The organism is Rhizobium pisi, assembly GCF_003938655.1.
Classification (GTDB): Bacteria; Pseudomonadota; Alphaproteobacteria; order Rhizobiales; family Rhizobiaceae; genus Rhizobium; species Rhizobium pisi.
Genome location: NZ_RJJT01000065.1, coordinates 1 through 1,271, shown reverse-complemented (window position 1 = coordinate 1,271; position 1,271 = coordinate 1). Strand labels below are relative to the sequence as shown.

1 protein-coding gene is annotated in these 1,271 nt (G+C 59.1%); it reads right to left on the bottom strand.

Going from position 1 to position 1,271, the window contains the following annotated elements; all coding sequences use genetic code 11:
* Positions 1-18: 18 nt before the first annotated feature.
* A protein-coding gene (locus EFD55_RS32905; protein WP_085994801.1) for an IS3 family transposase occupies positions 19-1,208 on the bottom strand; the annotation gives its coding sequence in 2 pieces (ribosomal slippage) (positions 19-956 and positions 956-1,208; 1,191 coding nt in all).
* Between the last annotated feature and the right edge of the window lie 63 nt (positions 1,209-1,271).

Here is a 1,271-nt window from a genome sequence, read left to right as displayed (position 1 = left end):
TGACCTGCCACTGAACTTTCATCCAGCGGCGGTTAGAGCCTCGGCGGCTTTGAATACGCCAAATGGCGCGGTGTGAGCAACCGGCGGAAACGCGAAGCTTTCATCTTGCGCAGCGTTGGAGCCGGTTGCGGCGATGGTCCCGGCATAGTCTGCCGGGGTCTGATATCCGAGCGATGAGTGCGGCCGGAAATGGTTATAATCCTCAGCCCATTCAGCGATGGCGCTGCGGGCATGATCGAGGCCGAAGAAGAGGCTCTCGTTGAGCAACTCGTCGCGCATGCGACCGTTGAAACTCTCGACATAGCCGTTCTGCATTGGCTTTCCCGGCGCGATGTAGTGCCACTCGACCTTGTGATCCTTCGACCAGGCAAGAATGGCATTCGAGGTGAATTCGGTGCCGTTGTCGGAGACAATCATGTCAGGCTTGCCGCGTCGTTCGATCAGCGTCGTCAGTTCCCGAGCAACACGGCGACCGGAGATCGACGTGTCGGGGATTGCCGCCAGGCATTCGCGCGTCACATCATCGACAACGTTTAGCACCCGGAAGCGTCTACCGCAGGCAAACTGGTCGTGGACGAAATCCAGCGACCAGCGGGCATTGGCCTTCGCTTCGACCAGGATCGGCGCACGCGTGCCGACAGCACGCCGACGGGCCTTTCGCTTGCGAACGGAAAGCCCTTCCTCGCGATAAAGACGGTATATGCGATTGACCCCGGACGGCTCTCCGTCTCGCCGAAGCAGGATGAATAGCCGCCGGTAGCCGAAACGCCGTCGCTCATTAGCGAGGTCACGCAGCTTCGCTCGCAGATCGACCTCCGGCGGTCGATTGGACCGATAACGGATCGTCTTGCGGTCGGCGGATACGATCTGGCAGGCCCGCCGTTCCGAAAGACCCATGACGGCCTTCAGATGCGTGACGGCTTCACGCTTGGCGGCAGGCCCTACCATTTTTTTGCAAGAAGCTCGCGGAGCGCGGCTGCATCAAGCATCTGTTCGGCCAACAGCTTCTTCAGCCTGGTATTCTCGTCCTCAAGCGCCTTCAGCCGCTTCGCCTCGGAGACTTCCATGCCGCCATATTTGGCTTTCCAGTTATAAAACGTCGCTTCTGAAATCCCGTGCTTGCGGCAGAGGTCGGCCGCCTTCGCGCCAGCCTCCTGCTCCTTCAGCACACCGATAATCTGCTCTTCCGTAAATCTCTGCTTCTTCATTCGTCCGTCCCTTAATAGGCCGGACTCTAATCCATTCTGGAGGAAATTCTCAGTGGCAGGTCA